The organism is Variovorax sp. GW823-FHT04F07 (assembly GCF_058795995.1).
This window is the reverse complement of the sequence record NZ_JBXAIG010000001.1, coordinates 1,349,181-1,368,759: the sequence shown is the minus strand read 5'-3', so window position 1 is coordinate 1,368,759 and position 19,579 is coordinate 1,349,181. Positions and strand designations below refer to the sequence as shown.

The 19,579-nt window shown below is 69.4% G+C and carries 19 protein-coding genes; 11 read left to right on the top strand and 8 right to left on the bottom strand.

Annotated elements, in window-relative coordinates:
* Positions 1-108: 108 nt before the first annotated feature.
* From dnaX to AC1RAA_RS06465, 7 genes are all read left to right on the top strand, one after another.
* The gene (gene dnaX, locus AC1RAA_RS06495) at positions 109-1,956 is read left to right on the top strand and encodes a DNA polymerase III subunit gamma/tau (RefSeq protein WP_492727234.1); all 1,848 of its coding nucleotides are present in this window, start codon (positions 109-111) and stop codon (positions 1,954-1,956) included.
* A 74-nt stretch (positions 1,957-2,030) separates the two neighbouring features.
* On the top strand, positions 2,031-2,363 hold the full coding sequence (locus AC1RAA_RS06490; RefSeq protein ID WP_007836669.1) for a YbaB/EbfC family nucleoid-associated protein: 333 nt from the start codon (positions 2,031-2,033) through the stop codon (positions 2,361-2,363).
* A 7-nt stretch (positions 2,364-2,370) separates the two neighbouring features.
* Positions 2,371-2,961 carry a recombination mediator RecR gene (gene recR / locus AC1RAA_RS06485; protein ID WP_062473120.1) on the top strand — a complete coding sequence of 197 codons (591 nt, stop codon included), beginning with the start codon at positions 2,371-2,373 and terminating at the stop codon, positions 2,959-2,961.
* 51 nt (positions 2,962-3,012) lie between these two features.
* Positions 3,013-3,405, top strand: coding sequence for an MAPEG family protein (locus tag AC1RAA_RS06480; RefSeq protein WP_492727232.1), 393 nt, complete (start codon positions 3,013-3,015; stop codon positions 3,403-3,405).
* A gap of 138 nt (positions 3,406-3,543) precedes the next feature.
* Positions 3,544-4,581, top strand: a complete 1,038-nt coding sequence (locus tag AC1RAA_RS06475) for an ABC transporter substrate-binding protein (protein WP_492727230.1) — start codon at positions 3,544-3,546, stop codon at positions 4,579-4,581.
* Between the two features lie 52 nt (positions 4,582-4,633).
* Positions 4,634-5,449: an ABC transporter ATP-binding protein gene (locus AC1RAA_RS06470; protein ID WP_307586782.1), complete on the top strand. Its 816-nt coding sequence runs from the start codon at positions 4,634-4,636 to the stop codon at positions 5,447-5,449.
* The gene (locus AC1RAA_RS06465; RefSeq protein ID WP_119552041.1) at positions 5,446-6,279 is read left to right on the top strand and encodes an ABC transporter permease; all 834 of its coding nucleotides are present in this window, start codon (positions 5,446-5,448) and stop codon (positions 6,277-6,279) included. The genes AC1RAA_RS06470 and AC1RAA_RS06465 overlap by 4 nt, the downstream gene beginning before the upstream one ends.
* A gap of 27 nt (positions 6,280-6,306) precedes the next feature.
* On the opposite strand, the gene AC1RAA_RS06460 is transcribed toward AC1RAA_RS06465, so the two are convergent.
* From AC1RAA_RS06460 to gloB, 3 genes are all read right to left on the bottom strand, one after another.
* On the bottom strand, positions 6,307-8,067 hold the full coding sequence (locus AC1RAA_RS06460; RefSeq protein WP_062473110.1) for a monovalent cation:proton antiporter-2 (CPA2) family protein: 1,761 nt from the start codon (positions 8,065-8,067) through the stop codon (positions 6,307-6,309).
* A 64-nt stretch (positions 8,068-8,131) separates the two neighbouring features.
* Positions 8,132-9,736 carry a transglycosylase SLT domain-containing protein gene (locus AC1RAA_RS06455; protein ID WP_095950226.1) on the bottom strand — a complete coding sequence of 535 codons (1,605 nt, stop codon included), beginning with the start codon at positions 9,734-9,736 and terminating at the stop codon, positions 8,132-8,134.
* Complete coding sequence (gloB, locus tag AC1RAA_RS06450; RefSeq protein ID WP_492727227.1) at positions 9,733-10,512, bottom strand: hydroxyacylglutathione hydrolase; 780 nt, start codon at positions 10,510-10,512, stop codon at positions 9,733-9,735. Before gloB ends, AC1RAA_RS06455 begins: the two co-directional genes overlap by 4 nt.
* Here gloB and AC1RAA_RS06445 point away from each other — a divergent pair.
* Together AC1RAA_RS06445 and rnhA are read left to right on the top strand one after the other, a co-directional pair.
* Positions 10,511-11,272 carry a class I SAM-dependent methyltransferase gene (locus tag AC1RAA_RS06445; RefSeq protein ID WP_223301333.1) on the top strand — a complete coding sequence of 254 codons (762 nt, stop codon included), beginning with the start codon at positions 10,511-10,513 and terminating at the stop codon, positions 11,270-11,272. The two genes, gloB and AC1RAA_RS06445, sit on opposite strands and share 2 nt — an antisense overlap.
* A gap of 66 nt (positions 11,273-11,338) precedes the next feature.
* Positions 11,339-11,788, top strand: coding sequence for a ribonuclease HI (gene rnhA / locus AC1RAA_RS06440; protein WP_095745544.1), 450 nt, complete (start codon positions 11,339-11,341; stop codon positions 11,786-11,788).
* A 22-nt stretch (positions 11,789-11,810) separates the two neighbouring features.
* On the opposite strand, the gene moeA is transcribed toward rnhA, so the two are convergent.
* The 4 genes from moeA to AC1RAA_RS06420 are packed head-to-tail and all read right to left on the bottom strand — an operon-like array spanning position 11,811 to position 16,258.
* Positions 11,811-13,127: a molybdopterin molybdotransferase MoeA gene (gene moeA / locus AC1RAA_RS06435; protein ID WP_369629081.1), complete on the bottom strand. Its 1,317-nt coding sequence runs from the start codon at positions 13,125-13,127 to the stop codon at positions 11,811-11,813.
* Complete coding sequence (gene mobA, locus AC1RAA_RS06430) at positions 13,124-13,768, bottom strand: molybdenum cofactor guanylyltransferase MobA (protein ID WP_492727225.1); 645 nt, start codon at positions 13,766-13,768, stop codon at positions 13,124-13,126. Before mobA ends, moeA begins: the two co-directional genes overlap by 4 nt.
* Positions 13,769-13,779: 11 nt before the next feature.
* Positions 13,780-14,919, bottom strand: a complete 1,140-nt coding sequence (gene moaA / locus AC1RAA_RS06425; RefSeq protein WP_492727223.1) for a GTP 3',8-cyclase MoaA — start codon at positions 14,917-14,919, stop codon at positions 13,780-13,782.
* 49 nt (positions 14,920-14,968) lie between these two features.
* The gene (locus AC1RAA_RS06420) at positions 14,969-16,258 is read right to left on the bottom strand and encodes a serine hydrolase domain-containing protein (RefSeq protein WP_492727221.1); all 1,290 of its coding nucleotides are present in this window, start codon (positions 16,256-16,258) and stop codon (positions 14,969-14,971) included.
* Positions 16,259-16,497: 239 nt separating this feature from the next.
* Here AC1RAA_RS06420 and AC1RAA_RS06415 point away from each other — a divergent pair, with 239 nt between their 5' ends.
* Both AC1RAA_RS06415 and AC1RAA_RS06410 read left to right on the top strand, forming a co-directional pair.
* Positions 16,498-17,136 carry a superoxide dismutase gene (locus AC1RAA_RS06415; protein WP_492727219.1) on the top strand — a complete coding sequence of 213 codons (639 nt, stop codon included), beginning with the start codon at positions 16,498-16,500 and terminating at the stop codon, positions 17,134-17,136.
* A gap of 19 nt (positions 17,137-17,155) precedes the next feature.
* The gene (locus AC1RAA_RS06410) at positions 17,156-18,079 is read left to right on the top strand and encodes a ZIP family metal transporter (protein ID WP_492727217.1); all 924 of its coding nucleotides are present in this window, start codon (positions 17,156-17,158) and stop codon (positions 18,077-18,079) included.
* A 25-nt stretch (positions 18,080-18,104) separates the two neighbouring features.
* Here the strand turns inward: AC1RAA_RS06410 and AC1RAA_RS06405 are convergent, their stop codons facing one another.
* Positions 18,105-19,538: an aldehyde dehydrogenase family protein gene (locus AC1RAA_RS06405; RefSeq protein WP_492727215.1), complete on the bottom strand. Its 1,434-nt coding sequence runs from the start codon at positions 19,536-19,538 to the stop codon at positions 18,105-18,107.
* Between the last annotated feature and the right edge of the window lie 41 nt (positions 19,539-19,579).

The following is a 19,579-nucleotide window of genomic DNA, read 5'->3' as shown; positions in this document are numbered from 1 at the left end:
GCATTCTAACCGCCTGAATTTGCCCCCTTCGCCGGGGCGTGAATCATTTCGAGAAGGACGGGAAACAAGCGTGAAGTGACCCCCGCCGCGCCTTTTAGAATGCCCGCAATGTCTTATCTCGTGCTCGCTCGCAAGTTCCGTCCGAAAACCTTCGGTGAGATGGTCGGTCAGGGGCATGTGGTCCAGGCGCTGGAAAACGCGCTGACGACGCAGCGCCTGCACCACGCCTATCTGTTCACCGGGACGCGGGGGGTGGGCAAGACCACGGTGTCGCGCATCCTGGCCAAGTCGCTCAACTGCCAGGGCCCGGACGGGCAGGGTGGCATCACGGCCACGCCCTGCGGTGTGTGCCAGGCCTGCCAGGACATCGATTCGGGCCGCTTCGTCGACTACACCGAGCTCGATGCGGCCTCCAACCGCGGCGTCGACGAAGTGCAGTCGCTGCTCGAACAGGCGGTCTACAAGCCGGTGCAGGGGCGCTTCAAGGTCTTCATGATCGACGAAGTGCACATGCTCACGAACACCGCGTTCAACGCGATGCTCAAGACGCTCGAGGAGCCGCCCGAGTACCTCAAGTTCGTGCTGGCCACGACCGATCCGCAGAAGGTGCCGGTGACGGTGCTGTCGCGCTGCCTGCAGTTCAACCTGCGGCCGATGGCGCCCGAGACGGTGCTCGAGCACCTCACCAGCGTGCTGCAGACCGAACAGGTGCCGGCCGAACCGCAAGCCCTGCGCCTGCTCGCGCGCGCGGCGCGCGGCTCGATGCGCGATGCGCTCTCGCTCACCGACCAGGCCATCGCCTTCGGCAACGGCGAGCTGCTCGAGACCGGCGTGCGCCAGATGCTCGGCAGCGTCGATCGCGGCCATGTGTTCCGCCTGATCGAGGCGCTGGCACAAGGCGACGGCAAGACCGTGGTCGACACCTCCGAGGCGCTGCGCCGCGACGGCATGTCCGCCGCGTCCACGCTCGAAGAAATGACGGCGGTGCTGCAGGCCATGGCCGTGCTGCAGGCCGTGCCCTCGCGCGCCGAATCGGCCGACGCGGCCACCGACCCCGACGCGGCCGACACGGCCCGCCTGGCGTCGCTGATGCCCGCCGACGAGACGCAGCTGTTGTACAGCCTATGCCTGCACGGGCGCGGCGAGCTGGGCCTGGCGCCCGACGAGTACGCGGCGCTGACCATGGTGCTGTTGCGGCTGCTGGCCTTCAAGCCCTCCCATGCGGCCGCCTCGACGGCCTCCACGGAAAAAAAAACTCTGAATGACGCCGGCGGCGCCGCGCCGCGGGCTCCCGCGCGCGAAGCTGCCCCGGTTTCCCGGCCTTCGGTGCCCGATCCGGCACCTGCTGCCGCGCCTTCGCATCCGCCTGCGCAACCCGCGCCGGCCGGCCAGCGGCTCGCGGTGGTCGATGCCCCGCAGCGCCAGCTCATGCCCCGGCCTGCCCCGCAGGAGGCGTCCGACGCCCCCGCAGCCCATGTGGTCGGCGTGCCGATCCGCGTGCAGCCGCCGCCCGGCCAGCGCGACGTGCCGCGCGAAGAGGAACAGCGCAGCACCTACACCCCGATTCCGCCGAGCGAAGAGGGCGACTTCTGGCATGCCACGGTCATGCAGCTTGTTGCCGCCGAAAGCGTCGCAGCACTGGCGCGCGAACTGGCGCTGCAGTCGCAGCTGGTGGCGCGCGACACCGACCAGTGGATGCTGCGCATCGAGCGCGAAACCCTCAACCAGCCGTCCAGCCGCGAGAAGCTCACGGCGGCGCTGCAGGGCCTCGGCCACAATGTGAGGCTGGCCATCGAGATCGGCGGCGTGGTCGACAGCCCGGCGCGCCGCAACAAGCAGGCGGCCGACGAGCGCCAGCGGGTGGCCGAGGAAGCCATCCGCAGCGACCCCGAGGTGCAGATGCTGATGCGCGACTTCGATGCGAAGATTGTTCCCGGATCGCTGAAGCCCCTCTGAAGCCGGCGCCGCAGTCGCCGCATTTTTCGACCCGTATTCTTTCCATCACCAACCCATCACAGACAGGACCAACGATGTTCAACAAAGGACAACTGGCCGGCCTCATGAAGCAGGCGCAGGCAATGCAGGACAACCTCAAGAAAGCCCAGGAAGAACTGGCGCACATCGAGGTCGAAGGTGAGTCGGGCGCCGGTCTCGTCAAGGTCGTCATGACCTGCAAGCACGACGTCAAGCGCATCACCATCGACCCCAGCCTGCTGGCCGACGACAAGGACATGCTCGAAGACCTCGTGGCTGCCGCCTTCAACGCCGCTGTGCGCAAGGCCGAGGAAACCAGCGAGCAGAAGATGGGCAAGCTGACGGCCGGCATGCCCGGCCTGCCGCCCGGCATGAAGCTCCCGTTCTAAGCGACGCATGGCAGACGCCAGTTCGCTCGATGCGCTGGTCGATGCGCTGCGCCGGTTGCCCGGTGTCGGCGTCAAGTCGGCCTCGCGCATGGCCTTCCACCTGCTGCAGCACGACCGCGAGGGCGCGCAACTGCTCGCGCGCGCGTTGCAGCAGGCGGCAGGCCAGGTGCGGCACTGCGAGCTGTGCAACACCTTCACCGAAGCGCCGATCTGCCATGTCTGCATGGACTCGCGGCGCGACGGCACCAAGCTGTGCGTGGTCGAGACGCCGGCCGACCAGGCCGCGCTCGAACGCACGGGCGCCTTTCGCGGCTACTACTTCGTGCTCATGGGCAAGCTCAGTCCGCTCGACGGCATCGGGCCGAAGGACATCGGCCTGCAGAAGCTGTTCGACCGCGCACGCGACGGCACGGTGAGCGAGGTCATCCTCGCGACCAACTTCACCGCCGAAGGCGAGGCCACGGCGCATGTGATCGGCGAGGCGCTCAAGCAGCACGGGCTCACCGTGACGCGCCTGGCGCGCGGCGTGCCGGCCGGCAGCGAGCTCGAGTATGTCGACCTCGGCACGATCGCGCACGCGCTGGTCGATCGCCGCTGACGCGCGGCCTGTGCAAGGCCGCGTTCGTTCTTCCCTTTTGTTGTCGCCTCCATGACCTTCTCACTGCTCACTGTCGCCTACTGGTGCGTGTTCATCGCCTGCGGCCTGCCGTACCTCGCGGCATGGATCGCGAAGGCGGGCAGCTTCGGCGTGCGCGACAACATGCATCCGCGCGACTGGGCCGCCAAGCAAAGCGGTTGGCGCGCACGTGCCAACAGCGCGCAGGCCAACAGCTTCGAAGGCCTGCCGTTCTTCATCGGCGCGGTGCTCATCGCGCACCAGCTCGGCGTGGCGCAGGCGCGGCTCGACATGCTCGCGGTGGTCTACGTGGTGCTGCGCGTGATCTACCTCGGCCTGTACATCCGCGGCGCGCCGAGCGCGCGCAGTGCGGTCTGGGCACTCGCGTTCCTGGTCAATATCGCGATACTTTTTCTGGCGCGATAGCGCCTTGGCGAAGGCTTCTCCAGGAGGCCTTCGTGCTTACGTGAAAACCCGCACGGGATGACCCCGATGCAGGCCCACAGGGCGCACGCCTAAGCTCGATTCAGTTCACCAGAATCACAGAGCCCGCAGGACCGCGCCATGCTTCATCGCAGAACCCTCATCTCCGCCTCCGCAGTCGCTGCCGCAGCGATTGCATTGCCGCGGGTCTTTGCGCAGCAGGCCAAGCTGGAAAAAACCAAGGTCTCGATCGCGGTGGGCGGCAAGGCGGCGTTCTACTACCTGCCGCTCACCATCTCCGAGCAGCTCGGCTACTTCAAGACCGAAGGGCTCGAAGTGGAAATCTCCGACTTCGCCGGCGGCGCACGCGCATTGCAAGCGGTGGTGGGTGGCTCGGCCGATGTCTGCTCGGGCGCCTACGAACACACGATCAACCTGCAGGCCAAGAACCAGTTCTTCCAGGCCTTCGTGCTGCAGGGCCGCGCACCGCAGATCGCGGTGGGCGTGTCGACGAAGAACATGGCGGGCTACACCGGCATCCAGGACTTGCGCGGCAAGAAGATCGGCGTCTCGGCGCCGGGCTCCTCGACCAACATGGTGGCCAACCTCGTGCTCTCGCGCGGCGGCCTCAAGGCCAGCGACGTGAGCTTCATCGGCGTGGGCGTGGCGGCCGGTGCGCTCACCGCGCTGCGCTCGGGCCAGATCGACGCCATCAGCAACACCGACCCGGTGATGACGATGCTGGAGCAGAAGGGCGACGTGAAGATCATCAGCGACACGCGCACGCTCAAGGGCACCGAGCAGGTGTTCGGCGGGCCGATGCCCGCGGCCTGCCTGTACGCGCCGATCGACTTCATCCAGAAGCATCCCAACACCTGCCAGGCGCTGGCCAACGCGATCGTGCGCGGCCTCAAGTGGCTGCAGACGGCGGGGCCGGGCGACATCATCAAGACGGTGCCCGAGACCTACCTGCTGGGCGACCGCGCGCTGTACCTCGCGTCGTTCGACAAGGTGCGCGAGTCCATCGCCACCGACGGCCTCGTGCCGGCCGAAGGGCCGAAGACGGCGCTCAATGCCATCGCGAGCTTCGACACCTCGGTCAAGGCCGACAAGATCGACCTCGCCAGGACCTACACCAACGATTTTGCAAAGCGTGCGAAAGACAGGTTCAAAGCCTGATTGCGAACGTTCAGCAACCCGGCTTCGGCCGGGTTTTTTCTTCCGGAGCGCCATGTCCGACTACGCCCTCGAACTCCTTTCCATCCGCTGCACCTTCCTTTCGAAGGACGACCCGGGCCAGCGCTACACGGCGGTGGACGACACCACGCTGCGCATCGGCGCGGGCGAGTTCGTCTCGGTGGTCGGGCCCACGGGCTGCGGCAAGTCGACGCTGCTGAACGTGGGCGCGGGCTTGCTCGAGCCGTCGTCGGGCGGGGTGAAGGTGTTCGGCCAGCCGCTCACGGGCGTCAATAAGCGCGCCGGCTACATGTTCCAGACCGAGGCGCTGATGCCGTGGCGCAGCGCCATCGACAACGTGAAGGTGGGGCTGCAGTACCGCGGCGTGCCCGACGCCGAGGCGCACGCGCAGGCCGAGGCCTGGCTTTCGCGCGTGGGCCTCACGGGCTTCGGCGACCGCTATCCCCACCAGCTCTCGGGCGGCATGCGCAAGCGCGTGGCGCTGGCGCAGACGCTGGTGCTCGACCCCGACATCATCCTCATGGACGAGCCCTTCAGCGCGCTCGACGTGCAGACGCGGCAGCTGATGGAAAACGAAGTGCTCGAACTCTGGAGCGCGAAGAAGAAGGCCGTGCTCTTCATCACGCACGACCTTGACGAGGCCATTGCGATGAGCGACCGCGTGGTGGTGCTGTCGGCCGGCCCGGCGACGCGGCCGATCGGCGAGTTCGTGATCGACCTGCCGCGTCCGCGCGACGTGGCCGAGGTGCGCACGCAGCCGCGCTTCGTGGAGCTGCACCGCCAGATCTGGGAGGTGCTGCGCGACGAGGTGCTCAAGGGCTACGCGCAGCAACTGAGGAAGGCCGCATGATGCCGCGCCTCGATGCACGCCATGCGCGCTTCTGGCAGCTCGCGCTGCTGGCCCTGATTCTTGTGCTGTGGCACGTTGCTTCGCGCAACGACCAGATCGCGTTCTTCCTCGGCCAGCCGATCGTGGTGGCGGGGCGCATCTGGAGCTGGTTCCTGCCCTTCGAGGTGCCGCCGAACCTGCTGTTTCCCGAAGGCCTGAAGGGCAACGCCGACATCTACCGCCACCTGGGCACGACGCTGCTCGAAACGGTGCTGGCCTTCGGCATCGGCACGGCGCTCGGGCTGGGTTGCGGCCTGTGGCTGGCGCTGGCGCCCACGGCGAGCCTGATCCTCGATCCGTACATCAAGGCCGCCAACTCGATGCCGCGCGTGATCCTCGCGCCGATCTTCGCGCTGTGGTTCGGCCTGGGCATCTGGAGCAAGGTGGCGCTGGCCGTCACGCTGGTGTTCTTCATCGTGTTCTTCAACGTCTACCAGGGCGTGCGCGAAGTGAGCCCGGTGGTGCTGGCCAACGCGAAGATGCTGGGCGCCAACCAGCGGCAGCTGCTGCGCACGGTGTACCTGCCCAGCGCCACGAGCTGGGTGTTCTCCAGCCTGCACACCTCCGTGGGCCTGGCCTTCGTCGGCGCGGTGGTGGGGGAGTACCTGGGCTCGGCGCGCGGCGTGGGCTACCTGATCCTGCAGGCCGAGGGCACCTTCGACGTGAACACGGTGTTCGCGGGCATCGTGGTGCTCACGGCTTTCGCGCTGGCGCTCGACGGGCTCGTGGGCCTGATCGAGAAGCGGCTCATGAAGTGGCAGCCGCGCAGTGGGGAGACAGAGAAGCTCTGAGCCGCGCGTTCAGCGCGCTCAGTGCCTTCAGTGGGTCTGGCGCGTCTCGGTGTTGACCTGTACCAGCGCGCGTCCCGCGAAGAGGCCGCCGGACATCTCGAGCACCAGCCGTTCCTTGTCGCGGCGGCGCAGGTCGTCGATCACCTCGTCGGCTTCCTCGGGCGTGGCGCCCAGCGCGACCACGCCTTGCCGGCCGAAGGCCATCGCCGATTCGAAGGTCTCGCGGATCTGGTAGTCGACGTCGAGCTTGACCAGTTCCACCGCATGCTCGCGGTCGAAGGCGCGCACCATCAGGTGCGCATGCGGGAACTCGGCCTTCACGTGTTCGGCGATGCGCGTGGCCACGGCGCGGTTGTCGATGCACACCATGATCGCGCGGGCGTTGTGCGCGCCCGCCGCATGCAGCACGTCGGCGCGTGCGCCGTCGCCGTAGTACACCTTGAAGCCGAAGTCGGCGGCGTCGCGGATCACCTGCGTGTCGTTGTCGATGATGGAGATGGATGCACCGCGCGCCAGCGCGCCCTGGATCGCGATCTGCCCGAAGCGGCCGAAGCCGATGACGAGCACGTTGCCGGCCAGTTCCTCGGCTTTCTCCACGCCCTCCATCGAGGCCTGCGCGGTGGGCGCGAAGCGGCGATGCACCAGCACCACCAGCGGCGTGAGCGCCATCGACAGCACCACCACCGCCGTCATGTTGGCGTTGACCGTCGGGCTGATGACCTTGGCGGCGAGCGCCGACGAGAACAGCACGAAGGCGAACTCGCCGCCCTGCGCCATCAGCACCGCACGGTCGAGCGCGTCGGCAGGCGAGCTCTTGGCAAGCCGCGCCACGCCGTAGATGCACAGCGCCTTGACCACCATCATCGAGATCACGCCCGCGACGATGAGCTGCCAGTTCTGCGCCACCACCGCGAGGTCGAGCGACATGCCCACGCCGATGAAGAACAGGCCCAGCAGCAGCCCGCGGAAGGGTTCGATGTCGGCTTCGAGTTGGTGGCGGAAGGTCGATTCGGACAGCAGCACGCCGGCCAGGAAGGCGCCCATGGCCATCGACAGGCCGCCGACCTGCATCAGCAGCGCCGCGCCCAGCACCACGAGCAGTGCCGCGGCCGTCATCACCTCGCGCGCCTTGGAGTTGGCGAGCACGCGGAACAGCGGGTTGAGCAGCCAGATGCCCGCCGCCACCAGCGCCGCGAGCGCACCCACGGCAATGCCGATGCCGATCCAGCGCGAAGGTGCAATGGCCTGCTGCGCCGCATCCACCGGTGCGATAAAGGCGACGATGGCCAGCAGCGGCACGATCAGCAGGTCTTCGAAGAGCAGCACGGCGACGATCTTCTGGCCGCGCGGCGCAGCGATGTCGCCACGCTCGCCAAGCAGCTGCATCACGATGGCCGTGGAGGTGAGCACGAAGCCCATCGCGCACACGAACGAGACGGCGAGCGGGAAGCCGAAGGCCATGCCCACGCCGGTCAGCAGGATGCCGCACACCACCACCTGCAGGCTGCCCAGGCCGAAGATGTCGCGCCGCATGCTCCACAGATGCGACGGGCGCATCTCGAGCCCGATCACGAAGAGGAACATCACGACGCCGAGTTCGGCCGTGTGAAGGATGGTCTGCGGGTCGGTGAAGAGGCCGAAGCCGAAGGGCCCGATGGCCAGGCCCGCCGCCAGGTAGCCGAGCACGGAGCCCAGCCCGAGCCGCTTGAACAGCGGCACGGCCACGACGGCGGCCCCCAACAGCGTGACGACCTTGATGAGATCGCCCGCGCTTCCTTCGACTGCCATGGCCTGTCCTCCTGATGTCGCTTTTTTGGTCCGGGCCCGGCACCGCCCGCCGGCAGGGCAGGGATCAGCGCTTGCGCTTGGACGGCGTGCCGCCGCGCGGCTGGCGCACCACCGCCTGCTTGGCGCTGCTGCTGCCGCGTGCGGCGGCTTTCACCGGCGCGCCACCGCGCTTGGATGTGACCACCGCCGCGCCCCGGCCGCGCGCGGGCGCCGCGCCCGAGCCGACGCGCGCCGCGGGCGTGGCGCGCACCGGCAGGTACACGACCACGCTGTAGCCGCGCTTGAAGGCGTGGTTCTGATTGACGTCGTTCCAGTCGGCCACGGCCGCGGGCTTGAGGTTGTAGCGGCGCGCGATGCTCGCCACGTTGTCCGAGCGGCCGGCCTTGACGGTGGTGCGGCGCGTGATGATCTCGGGCTGGAAGCTCAGGTGGCCGCCGTCGGCCACGACCGCCGCCACGTCTTCCTTCACGCGCGCGCCGCGCGGCACGATCAGCGTGGAGCCGGCCTTGATGAGCATGCGCGGCGGCACGTTGTTGAGCGCGCGCAGGTCCGACTCGCTCATGCCCGAGCGCTGGGCGGCGTCGGCCACCGTCATGGTGGTGGGCACGACCCAGGCGGTCCAGCTGGCGTACTGGCCCTGCGTGTAGGCGTCGAAGTTGCGCTTGAAGACCGCCGCGTTGTCCCAGGGCAGCAGGATCTCGGAGGTGCCGGCCGCGATCAGCACGGGCTTGTGGGCGGCGGGGTTGAGCGCGCGGAAGTCTTCGATGCGCACGTCGGCCAGCTTGGCCGCCAGTTCCACGTCGAGGTCGCGTGTGAGCGGCACGGTCTGGAAGTAGGGGTGGTTGGCGATCAGCGGCAGCTCGGCGTTGAAGGCCTGCGGGTTGGCCACGATGTTCTTCACGGCCTGCAGCTTAGGCACGTAGAGCCGGGTCTCGGCCGGCATCGACAGGTCGCTGTAGGTGGTGGGCAGGCCCAGGCGCTGGTTCTTGGCGATGGCACGTCCCACGCTGCCTTCGCCCCAGTTGTAGGCGGCCAGTGCAAGCTGCCAGTCGCCGAACATGCCGTAGAGCTTTTGCAGGTAGTCGAGCGCGGCGCGGGTGGAGGCCACTACGTCGCGGCGGTCGTCGCGGAAGATGTTCTGCTTCAGGTCGAAGTCGGTGCCGGTGGCGGGCATGAACTGCCACATGCCGGCGGCGCGCGCGCTGGACACGGCCTGCGGGTTGAAGGCGCTCTCGATGTACGGCAGCAGCGCCAGCTCGGTCGGCATGTTGCGGCGCTCGAGCTCCTCGACGATGTGGAAGATGTACTTGTTCGAGCGCTCGGTCATGCGCTGGATGTAGTCGGGCCGGCTGGCGTACCACTGCTCGCGGTCACGCACCAGGTCGCTTTCCAGGTTGGGCATCTTGAAGCCGCGGCGGATGCGGTCCCACATGTCGGCGGGCGGCGCCAGCGTGACCACGCTCTGCGAACGGGCCTGGCCGCTGGTGAGCGGGCTGAGGTTGCTGTCGCGCGGATAGATCGGCGTGGCGCTGCCCGAGGGGCGGGCGCCCGTGCCGCCAGCGGAGGCGCCGGCCTTGGCGGAGGTGGAGGAAGAAGCGCTGTTGTCCGTGCCCGCGCAGCCCGCGAGTACCAGGGAGCCTGCAAGGCAGGTGGCAACGATAAATTTCATCGAAAGTCGTTTTTCCATTGGCGCAGGGCGGCGAACACCTCGGCTTCGGCGGCATCCGCGGAAAGCTCGGCATGGGCCCGCACTGCTCGAAGGACAGTGGCTTCGCGGCTGCGAAGAAAGGGGTTGATCCGGCGTTCGATCGCCAGTTGTGACGGCAGCGTGGGCTGCCCTTGTGCGCGCAGGCTTTCGCAACGCGCGTTGTAGTGAGTGAGTTCGTCGTTGCCGGGTTCCACGGCGCGGGCGAACTTCAGGTTAGCAAGTGTGTATTCGTGCGCACAGCACACGCGCGTGTCGCCGGGCAGCGCGGCCAGGGCGTCGAGCGAGGCGAGCATCTGCGCGGGCGTGCCTTCGAACAGGCGGCCGCAGCCGCCGGAGAAAAGGGTGTCGCCGCAGAACAGCACGGGGGCCTGCGCGGCCGAGGCCGGCAGGAAGTAGGCGATGTGCCCGGCCGTGTGGCCCGGCACGTCGATGACCTCGAAGCGCAGGCCCAGGGCCTGTGCGACGTCGCCCTGCACCAGCGGCGTGAAGGGCTCGGGGATGCGCTCGCGCGCCGGGCCCCACACCTTCGCGCCCGTGGCCGCATGCAGCGCGGCCACGCCGCCCGTGTGATCGGGGTGGTGGTGCGTGACTAGAATCGCGGCCAGCTGCAGCTTGTGGTGCGCCAACGCATCGAACACCGGTTGGGCATCGCCCGGGTCCACCACGATGGCGTGGTGCCCGTCGTGCAGCATCCAGATGTAGTTGTCAGCAAAAGCGGGCAGCGGAACAAGGGTCATGAGCGGTCAAATTATAGGTTTGCAGGATTGGTTCGCGACCCCCCCCGGCCGCTACCTCCTGGCCTGGGAGCAGGCCCAGTTCGACGAGGCGGTGGCCGATGTTTTCGGTTACCACGCCTTGCAGCTCGGGGCCGCCGAGGTCGACGGGCTGCGCGCCAACCGCATGCCGCACCGCTGGCTGGCCCTGACCGACCCGGTGCGGGCCGGCAAGGCGACGCTGGTGACCGATTTCGCCGCCTTGCCGTTCGCGGCCAACAGCCTCGATCTGGTGGTGCTGCCGCACGCCTTGGAACTCAGTCCCGATCCGCACGCCACGCTGCGCGAGGTCGAGCGGGTGCTGGTGCCCGAGGGCCGGGTGGTGATCTGCGGCCTGAACCCGACCAGCCTGTGGGGCCTGCGGCAGCGCCGCGGGCACCTGTACCGCCGGCTGGGCCTGGGCGAGACCTTCCTGCCCGAGGCCGGCGAGTTCATCGGCTACTGGCGCATGCGCGACTGGCTGCGCCTGCTGAGCTTCGAGGTGGAGTCGGGCCGTTTCGGCATCTACCGGCCGGCGGTGCGCAGCGACGCCTGGCTGGAGCGCTCGCGCTGGATGGACGCCGCCGGCGAGCGCTGGTGGCCGATCTTCGGCGCCGCCTACTTCCTGGTGGCGGTGAAGCGCGTGCGCGGCATGCGCCTGCTGAGCGCCGACTGGCGCCGCAGCGGCGCGCGGGCGACGGCGCCGGTGCCCATCGCGGGCAAGGTGCACCGCAGCAAGCAGTGAACGAACGAATCCATGGACGCGGGCGGCATCGCCCGCATGACGCTAGAGAAAAAAGGAACAGTCAGTTTGAACGAAGTCGTGATCTACACCGATGGCGCGTGCAAGGGCAACCCGGGACCGGGCGGCTGGGGCGCGTGGCTCAAGTCGGGCCCCACCGAGAAGGAACTGTTCGGCGGTGAACTCAACACCACCAACAACCGCATGGAACTCACGGCGGTGATCGAGGGCCTGGCCGCGCTCAAGCGGCCCTGCAAGGTGCTGCTGTACCTCGACAGCCAGTACGTGCGCATGGGCATCACCGAGTGGATTCGCGGCTGGAAAGCCAAGGGCTGGCTTACCTCGACCAAGCAGCCCGTGAAGAACGTCGAGCTCTGGCAGAAGCTCGACAAGCTGGTGTCCGAGGGCGGCCACCAGATCGAGTGGCGCTGGGTCAAGGGGCACTCGGGCGATCCGGGCAACGAGCGGGCCGACATGCTGGCCAACAAGGGCGTGGACAAGGCCTTGGGCCGGATCTGACCCTCAGCGGCAGGGCCAGGGGCTAGATCAGCCCTTCGAAGACCATCACGTCGACCTCTTGCCCGGCGTCGACATGGCCCTGCTCGTGAGGCAGCACCACGAGCCCGTTGGCCTCGAGCATCGAACTCAGCACGCCCGACCCCTGGTGCGCCGCCACCCGCACCTCGGGCAATGACCCCGGCACCTGGCGCACGACGCCGCGCTGGTACTCGGTGCGCCCCGGCTTCTTGCGGATGGGCCCCGCGCTGCGCGCGCGCAGCAGCGGCGGCGGGGCGCAGGCTTCGTCGTGGCAGCCCATCAGCCGCAGCAGCGCCGGGCGCACGAAGGCCAGGAAGGCGACCATCGCCGCCACCGGATTGCCCGGCAGGCCGAACAGCACGGCCGACGTGGCCGTGGCCTCGCGCGGACGCGGAATCAGCCCCACCGCCAGCGGCCGCCCGGGCCGCATCGCGACCCGCCAGAAGGCCATGTCGCCCAGTTGCTGCATCACGTCGCGTGTGTGGTCGGCCGCGCCCGCGCTCACGCCGCCGCTGGTGACGATGGCGTCGGCCTCGCGCGCCGCGCGCTGCAGCGCGGCCGCGAGCGTGGCGGGATCGTCGTGCACCAGGCCGAGGTCGACCACCTCGCAGCCCAGCCGCGTGAGCAGGCCGAACAGGGTGTAGCGGTTGCTGTCGTACACGGCGCCTTCGCGCGGCGTGTCGCCCAGGCAGAGGATTTCGTCGCCGGTCGAGAAGTACGCCACGCGCAGCCGCCGCCGCACGGTCACGCGCGCCAGGCCGAGGCTGGCGACCATGCCGAGCGCGGCCGGCGACAGGCGCTCGCCGCGCCGCAGCGCCGCCTGGCCCTGCATCAGGTCTTCGCCGGCGAGGCGGCGGTTGTCGCCGCGGCCCAGCACGCGCGCCGGAAAGCAGACCTGGTCGCCGTCGACCTTGCAGAACTCCTGCGGGATCACGGTGTCCAGGCCGGCCGGCATCATCGCGCCGGTCATGATGCGCACCGCGTCGTTCGGCCCGAGCGCGCCGCGCCAGGTCGAGCCGGCCAGCGCCGTGCCCGCCACGCGCAGCGTGAGCGAATGGTCGATGGGCGCATCGGCCGGCAGCAGCGCGCCGTCGAAGGCGTAGCCGTCCATGGCCGAGTTGTCGTGCGGCGGCACGCTCACCGGCGAAACGAGGTCGTCGGCCAGCACGCGGCCGAGCGCGTCGCGCAGCGCGACCTCTTCGGTGTCGGCCACGGCCAGCGGCGCGACGAGGCGCGCGAGAAAGGCGGCGACGGTGTCGACGTCGAGGTCGCCCGCGTCGTAGTCCGCGAGGTCGGCGGCAATGGCGGCGATGCGGCTCATGGCTGTTCGAGCGTCTGCAGGTCGGCCAGCGTGTTCGCGTTGAAGAAGGCGTAGGGCGCGTCGCCGGGGCGGTCGAAGGGAACGGTCAGGGCGTTGTGCTGCGCGGTCCAGGCGCCGACCTTGCGGCCGCCTTCCTCGACAAAGCGGCGCAGGCTGTCGCGCAACTCGATGTGCAGCAGGCAGAACACCGGCTGGCGACGCAGCACCGTGCGGCCGTCGGCCTCGGTTTCAGGCGCGGCGGCCATGGCGATGCGCGCGTGGGCGCCTTCGGCGGCCAGGGCTTCGGCCAGCCGCGCTGCCAGGTCGGGCGGAAAGCGCGGCGTGTCGCAGGGCACGGTGAGCAGCCAGGGCGTGGGGCAGTGTTCGAGCCCGCTCAGCATGCCGGCCAGCGGGCCGGGGTGGTCGGGCACGCTGTCGGCGAACACGGGCACGCCCAGCGCTTCGTAGGCCGCGAAATTCCGGTTGGCATTGACCAGCACGCGGCCGACCTGCGGGCGCAGGCGCCGCACGGCGTGCGCGGCGAGCACTTCGCCCTGGAGCAGTTGCAGGCCCTTGTCGACCCCGCCCATGCGGGTGCCGCGCCCGCCGGCGAGCACGAGGCCCGTGATGTCGGCCGCTGCGATGGCCGGTGCGGTACCCATGGCTGGCGGCCTCATCCGCCGATGTAGCTCATCTCGACGCGCCGGGGCGCTGCCGCGTCGGGGGCGCTGTCGTCGGGGCCGCGCAGGGCGCGCAGCTCGGAATAGCGGTCGGCGCGGCCCTGCCAGATGTGGCCGATGGCGGAGGTGATGGCCTCGTCGCTCGCGCCGTCGCGCAGCATCGGTCGCAGGTCGTGGCCCTGGCTTGCGAACAGGCACAGGTACAGCTTGCCCTCGGTCGACAGGCGCGCGCGGCTGCAGTCGTGGCAGAAGGCCTGGGTCACGCTGCTGATCACGCCGATCTCGCCGCCGCCGTCGGCATAGGCCCAGCGCTGCGCGGTCTCGCCGGGCGTGGTGGCTTCGAGCGGCACGAGCGGAAACTCGGCCGCGATGCGGGCGATGACCTCGGCCGAGGGCAGCACCTCGTCCATGCGCCAGCCGTTGGTGGCGCCCACGTCCATGTACTCGATGAAACGCAGCACGACCTTGCCGCCGTGGTGCTCGCGGAAGTAGCGCGCCATCGGCAAGATCTCTTGCTCGTTGGTGCCGCGCTTGACCACCATGTTGACCTTGATCGGGCCCAGGCCCGCGGCCAGGGCGGCGTCGATGCCGGCCAGCACGTCGGCCACCGGAAAGTCGACGTCGTTCATGTGGCGGAACACGGCGTCGTCCAGGCTGTCCAGGCTCACGGTCACGCGCTGCAGGCCGGCGGCCTTCAGTGCGGCGGCCTTGCGTTTCAGCAGCGAGCCGTTGGTGGTGAGCGTGAGCTCGAGCGGGTCGCCGTCGGGCGTGCGCAGCTCGGCCAGCTGGGCGATGAGCCCCTCGATGTGCTTGCGCAGCAGCGGCTCGCCGCCGGTCAGGCGGATCTTGTGCACGCCGTGCGAGGCGAACAGGCGCGCCAGGCGCGTGATTTCCTCGAAGCTCAGCAGGGCGCTGTGCGGCAGGTACTGGTAGTCCTTGTCGAACACGTCCTTGGGCATGCAGTAGCTGCAACGGAAGTTGCAGCGGTCGGTCACGCTGATGCGCAGGTCGGTCAGCGGGCGGCCCAGCCGATCGGCCAGCAGGCCGGTGGCGGGCACGGCGATGTCCGGCGCGGCCACGACGGCGTGGCCGGCCTGAGCGATCGGAATGACAGTGCTGCTGCTTTTCTTCATGGGGCGATGCCGATTTTGCGCCATGGCCCGCGACCGCGCGCCATGCGGGCTACTTCAGCACTGCCGCATAGACCATGTTGCGCGCAAGGCTTCGGTAGTGGGTGCGGTACTTGGGCGACTGCAGCATCAGCACGACGAACAGCTCGTTCTTCGGATCGACCCACATGTAGGTGCCGCCCGCGCCGCCCCAGTTGTACTCGCCGCCGCCGGACGGGTAGGGCGCCTCGCCGTCGTTGCGGCGCACCGCGAAGCCCAGGCCGAAGCCGTAGCCGGGGCCCGGCAGGTACAGCGGGCCGGGCACGATGCCGGCGCCGGCGTTCGAATGGTCGGTCGTCATCAGCGCCAGCGTGCGCGGGCCGAGATAGCGCGTGCCGTCGAGCGTGCCGCCGTTGAGCAGCATCTGCAGGAAGCGCGCGTAGTCGGACGCGGTCGACACCAGCCCGCCGCCGCCCGATTCGAACTTGCGCACGATGCGCGGGTCGTTCAGGTCGGCGCCCACGCCGAAGCTGCGGTCGCTCGGCAGCGGCTCGGCGATGCGCGGCTGGCGCGCCGGTTCGGGCACGTAGTACGTGGTGTCCTTCATGCCCAGCGGGTCGAACAGGCGCGCCTTTTCGAACTGGTACAGCGACTGGCTCGACACCACCTCGACCACGCGGCCCAGGATGTCGGTCGAGTAGCTGTAGTCCCAGGTCGTGCCGGGCTGGTAGGCCAGCGGCAGCTTGGCCAGGCGCTGCGAGAACTCGGCGCTGGTCGGATCGCCTTCCGCGAGGTTGGCGGTGTTGTAGGCCTGTTTCACCAGCCCTGGGCCGAAGAAGCCGTAGGTCAGGCCCGAGGTGTGGCGCATGAGGTCCTGCACGGTGATCGGGCGGCGCGCGGGCACGGTCTCGAGCACCGGCTTGCCGTCGGCGCCGGGCTTCTCGATGCCGACCGTCATGCGGGCGTACTCGGGCAGGTACATCGCGACCGGGTCGTCCAGCTTCATGCGGCCGTCTTCCACCAGCATCATCGCGGCGACCGTGGTGATGGGCTTGCTCATCGAGTAGATGCGGAAGATGCCGTCGCGCGGCATCGGCGTGCCGGCGGTGGCGTCGAGCTTGCCGACGGGTTCGAACCATGCGACCTTGCCCTGGCGCGCGACCAGCAGCACCGCGCCGGGGATCTTGCCGGCCGCCACGTCGGCCTTGAGCACGTCGGTGAGCTTCTGCAGGCGTTCGCTGGAGAGGCCCACCGACTCGGGCCGGGCGGTGGGCAGCGACTGGGCGGTGGCGAGCAGCGGCAGGGCGAGGCTCAGGCCGAGCAGGGCCGTGCGCACCAGGGCGCGGCGCTTCAAGAAGATCATGCGTGTTGTCTCCGTCGGTGGTGGAAGGATGGAACCGGCAGGACGGTCTTGGCGCCGTCCGTGCGAGCCGGTCGCGGGGCAGTGTATCGGCGCTTCGGCGATGGCGTGCTGGCCGATTGGCGGCATCTATGACGTCGATATCTTGACGCAGACAATGAGAATTACTATCATTTGAACGCCTGAGTACGCAGCACAAGCACCACGCAAAGGGCTCTTTTCCAACAAGGAGCTTCCGAACCGTGCCGTACACCCTGCCAGCCTTGCCCTATGCCTTCGACGCGCTCGAACCCCACATCGACGCGCAGACGATGGAGATCCACCACGGCAAGCACCACCAGACCTACGTGAACAACCTGAATGCGGCGTTGAAAGACACGCCGCATGCGGACACGCCGGTCGAAGCCCTCATCGCCGGTGTCGAGGAACTGCCCGAGGCGCTGCGCGCCCCCGTACGCAACAACGGCGGCGGCCACGCCAACCACAGCCTGTTCTGGACCGTCATGGCCCCGGTGGGCGAGGGTGGCGGCGGGGCGCCTTCGGGCGCGCTCGCGCAGGCCATCGACGCCGACCTGGGCGGCTTCGACGCCTTCAAGGACGCCTTCACCAAGGCCGCGCTCACGCGCTTCGGCAGCGGCTGGGCCTGGCTGGTCGTCGGTGCCGACGGCAAGCTGACCGTGGAAAGCAGCGGCAACCAGGACAGCCCGCTGATGCGCGGCACCGGCTCGGGCAAGACCCCGATCCTGGGCCTGGACGTGTGGGAGCACGCCTACTACCTGAAGTACCAGAACCGCCGCCCGGAATACATCGCGGCCTTCTACAACGTGGTGAACTGGGCCGAGGTGGCCCGCCGCCATGCCGCCGCGACCGGCGGCCGATGAGCCGAAGAGGAGCCCGCCCATGAACGACACGCCGCAGGGCACGGTGGCCACAGCGCCGCCGCCCAGGTCGCCGCGCCCGTTGCGCGAATGGATCGGCTTTGCCATCGTCGCGGCCGGCGCGCTGGCGCTGGCGTCGCAGTTCTGGTCCTTCGTGCGCGCCGACCCGCTGGTGTGGAACGCGCTGCGCGGCGGCTCGGTGGCGGCGCTGGCGACCGCGCTGGGCACGCTGCCGGTACTGTTCTCGCAGAAGTTGCCCGACAAGCTGCAGGACACGCTGTTCGGCTTCGGCGCCGGCGTGATGCTCGCGGCCTGCGCCTTCTCGCTGATCATTCCCGGGCTGGACGCCGCCAAGTCGATCGGCGTCTTCGGCGGCGGCGACTGGGCGGCCGGCGGCGTGATCGGCACGGCCATCCTGCTGGGCGGCCTGGTGCTCATGACCATGGACCGCGTGCTGCCGCACGAGCATTTCATCAAGGGCCGCGAAGGGCAGAGCGGGCGGCAGCTGCGCCGCACGTGGCTCTTCGTGTTCGCGATCGCGCTGCACAACGTGCCCGAGGGCCTGGCCATCGGCGTCGGCTACGCGGCCAACAACGGCGTGCGCGCCGATGCGCTCGCCACCGGCATCGCGATCCAGGACGTGCCCGAGGGGTTGGTGGTGGCCGTGGCGCTGCTGGCCGCGGGCTACAGCCGCCTGTTCGCGGTGCTGATCGGCATGGCCTCGGGGCTGGTGGAGCCGCTGGGCGCCGTGCTCGGCGCGGCGGTGGTGGGGCATTCGGCGATGCTGCTGCCTTGGGGGCTGGGCTTTGCGGCGGGCGCGATGCTGTTCGTGATCAGCCACGAGATCATTCCCGAATCGCACCGCAAGGGGCATGAAACCTATGCGACCAGCGGGCTGATGATCGGCTTCGTGCTGATGATGTTGCTGGACACCGCGCTGGGCTGACGCCCGGGGCGCGGCGTCGTCAGCCTCAGCCGTGCTTGACGGCGATGGTCTTCAGGGTCGTGAAGCCGTACAGCGCCTCGAAGCCCTTCTCGCGCCCGTAGCCCGACGACTTCACGCCGCCGAACGGCAGCTCGACGCCGCCGCCCGCGCCGTAGTTGTTGATGAACACCTGGCCGCTCTTCACGCGCCGGGCCATGCGGAACTGGCGCGCGCCGTCGGCCGTCCAGACGCCGGCCACGAGGCCGAACTGGGTGGCGTTGGCCAGGGCCACGGCTTCGTCCTCGTCGGCGAACTGCATCGCGGCGAGCACGGGGCCGAACACTTCTTCCTGGGCCAGGCGATGGCCCACGGGCACGTCGCGCAGCAGGGTCGGGGCCTGGTAGAAGCCGGTCTCGGGCGCTTCCTCGACCACCACGCCCTGCGCCACCATCGGGATGCCGGCGTGCTGGGCGTCGCTCAAAAAGTCCCACACGCGCTGCTGCTGCGTCTGGCGGATGAGCGGGCCGACGTCGAGGTCCATTGCCGCGGGGCCGACGCGCAGGGCTTCGAAGGCGCGGCCCAGGCGCTCGAGCAGGGGCTCGTAGATGTCGCGCTGGATCAGCACGCGCGAACCCGCCGAGCAGGTCTGGCCGGCGTTCTGCACGATGGCGTTGATCACCACGGGAATCACCGCGTCCAGGTCGGCGTCGGCGAACACGATCTGCGGGCTCTTGCCGCCCAGCTCGAGCGTGACCGGGCAATGCCGCTCGGCCGCCACCTGCTGGATCAGCGTGCCGATCTTCGGGCTGCCCGTGAAGCTGATGTGGTCGATACCTTCGTGGCGCGCGAGCGCGTCGCCCACCTCATGGCCGTAGCCGGTCACGATGTTGAGCGCGCCGGCCGGAAAGCCGACCTCGGCCGCCAGCTGCGCCACGCGGATCAGCGACAGGCAGGCGTCTTCGGCCGGCTTCACCACGCACACGTTGCCGGCCGCCAGGGCGCCGCCCACGCTGCGCCCGAAGATCTGCATCGGGTAGTTCCACGGAATGATGTGGCCCGTGACGCCGTGCGGCTCGCGCCAGGTGAAGACGCTGTAGCCGTCCTGGTAGGGAATGGTCTCGCCGTGCAGCTTGTCGCAGGCGCCGGCATAGAACTCGAAGTAGCGCACCAGCGCCACCGCGTCGGCGCGGGCCTGCTTCACGGGCTTGCCGCAGTCGCGCTGCTCGATGAGTGCGAGCTCGTCGACGTGCTCGGCGATCTTCTGCGAGAGCTTGAAGAGCAGGCGGCCGCGGTCGGCCGCACTGACCTTGTGCCACACGCCCTCGAAGCAGTCGCGCGCGGCGCGCACGGCGGCGTCGATGTCGGCGGCGTTGCTGCGCTGGATCTCGTCGAAAGGCTGGCCGTCCGAGGGGTCGATGACGGGGAGGGTGCGGCCGGAGGCGGAGGGAACGTCCGCGTTGGCGATGTAGTTGAGCTGCATGGGGCGAGATTTTGCGCGAAGCCCGCCCCGCGCGTGGCGCC

Excerpts from the sequence above, each read along its gene's own strand:
- dnaX (WP_492727234.1), top strand. The coding sequence starts at position 109 with ATGTCTTATCTCGTGCTCGCTCGCAAGTTCCGTCCGAAAACCTTCGGT.
- AC1RAA_RS06490 (WP_007836669.1), top strand. The coding sequence starts at position 2,031 with ATGTTCAACAAAGGACAACTGGCCGGCCTCATGAAGCAGGCGCAGGCA.
- recR (WP_062473120.1), top strand. The coding sequence starts at position 2,371 with ATGGCAGACGCCAGTTCGCTCGATGCGCTGGTCGATGCGCTGCGCCGG.
- AC1RAA_RS06480 (WP_492727232.1), top strand. The coding sequence starts at position 3,013 with ATGACCTTCTCACTGCTCACTGTCGCCTACTGGTGCGTGTTCATCGCC.
- AC1RAA_RS06475 (WP_492727230.1), top strand. The coding sequence starts at position 3,544 with ATGCTTCATCGCAGAACCCTCATCTCCGCCTCCGCAGTCGCTGCCGCA.
- AC1RAA_RS06470 (WP_307586782.1), top strand. The coding sequence starts at position 4,634 with ATGTCCGACTACGCCCTCGAACTCCTTTCCATCCGCTGCACCTTCCTT.
- AC1RAA_RS06465 (WP_119552041.1), top strand. The coding sequence starts at position 5,446 with ATGATGCCGCGCCTCGATGCACGCCATGCGCGCTTCTGGCAGCTCGCG.
- AC1RAA_RS06460 (WP_062473110.1), bottom strand. The coding sequence starts at position 8,067 with ATGGCAGTCGAAGGAAGCGCGGGCGATCTCATCAAGGTCGTCACGCTG.
- AC1RAA_RS06455 (WP_095950226.1), bottom strand. The coding sequence starts at position 9,736 with ATGAAATTTATCGTTGCCACCTGCCTTGCAGGCTCCCTGGTACTCGCG.
- AC1RAA_RS06445 (WP_223301333.1), top strand. The coding sequence starts at position 10,511 with ATGAGCGGTCAAATTATAGGTTTGCAGGATTGGTTCGCGACCCCCCCC.
- gloB (WP_492727227.1), bottom strand. The coding sequence starts at position 10,512 with ATGACCCTTGTTCCGCTGCCCGCTTTTGCTGACAACTACATCTGGATG.
- moeA (WP_369629081.1), bottom strand. The coding sequence starts at position 13,127 with ATGAGCCGCATCGCCGCCATTGCCGCCGACCTCGCGGACTACGACGCG.
- mobA (WP_492727225.1), bottom strand. The coding sequence starts at position 13,768 with ATGGGTACCGCACCGGCCATCGCAGCGGCCGACATCACGGGCCTCGTG.
- moaA (WP_492727223.1), bottom strand. The coding sequence starts at position 14,919 with ATGAAGAAAAGCAGCAGCACTGTCATTCCGATCGCTCAGGCCGGCCAC.
- AC1RAA_RS06420 (WP_492727221.1), bottom strand. The coding sequence starts at position 16,258 with ATGATCTTCTTGAAGCGCCGCGCCCTGGTGCGCACGGCCCTGCTCGGC.
- AC1RAA_RS06410 (WP_492727217.1), top strand. The coding sequence starts at position 17,156 with ATGAACGACACGCCGCAGGGCACGGTGGCCACAGCGCCGCCGCCCAGG.
- AC1RAA_RS06405 (WP_492727215.1), bottom strand. The coding sequence starts at position 19,538 with ATGCAGCTCAACTACATCGCCAACGCGGACGTTCCCTCCGCCTCCGGC.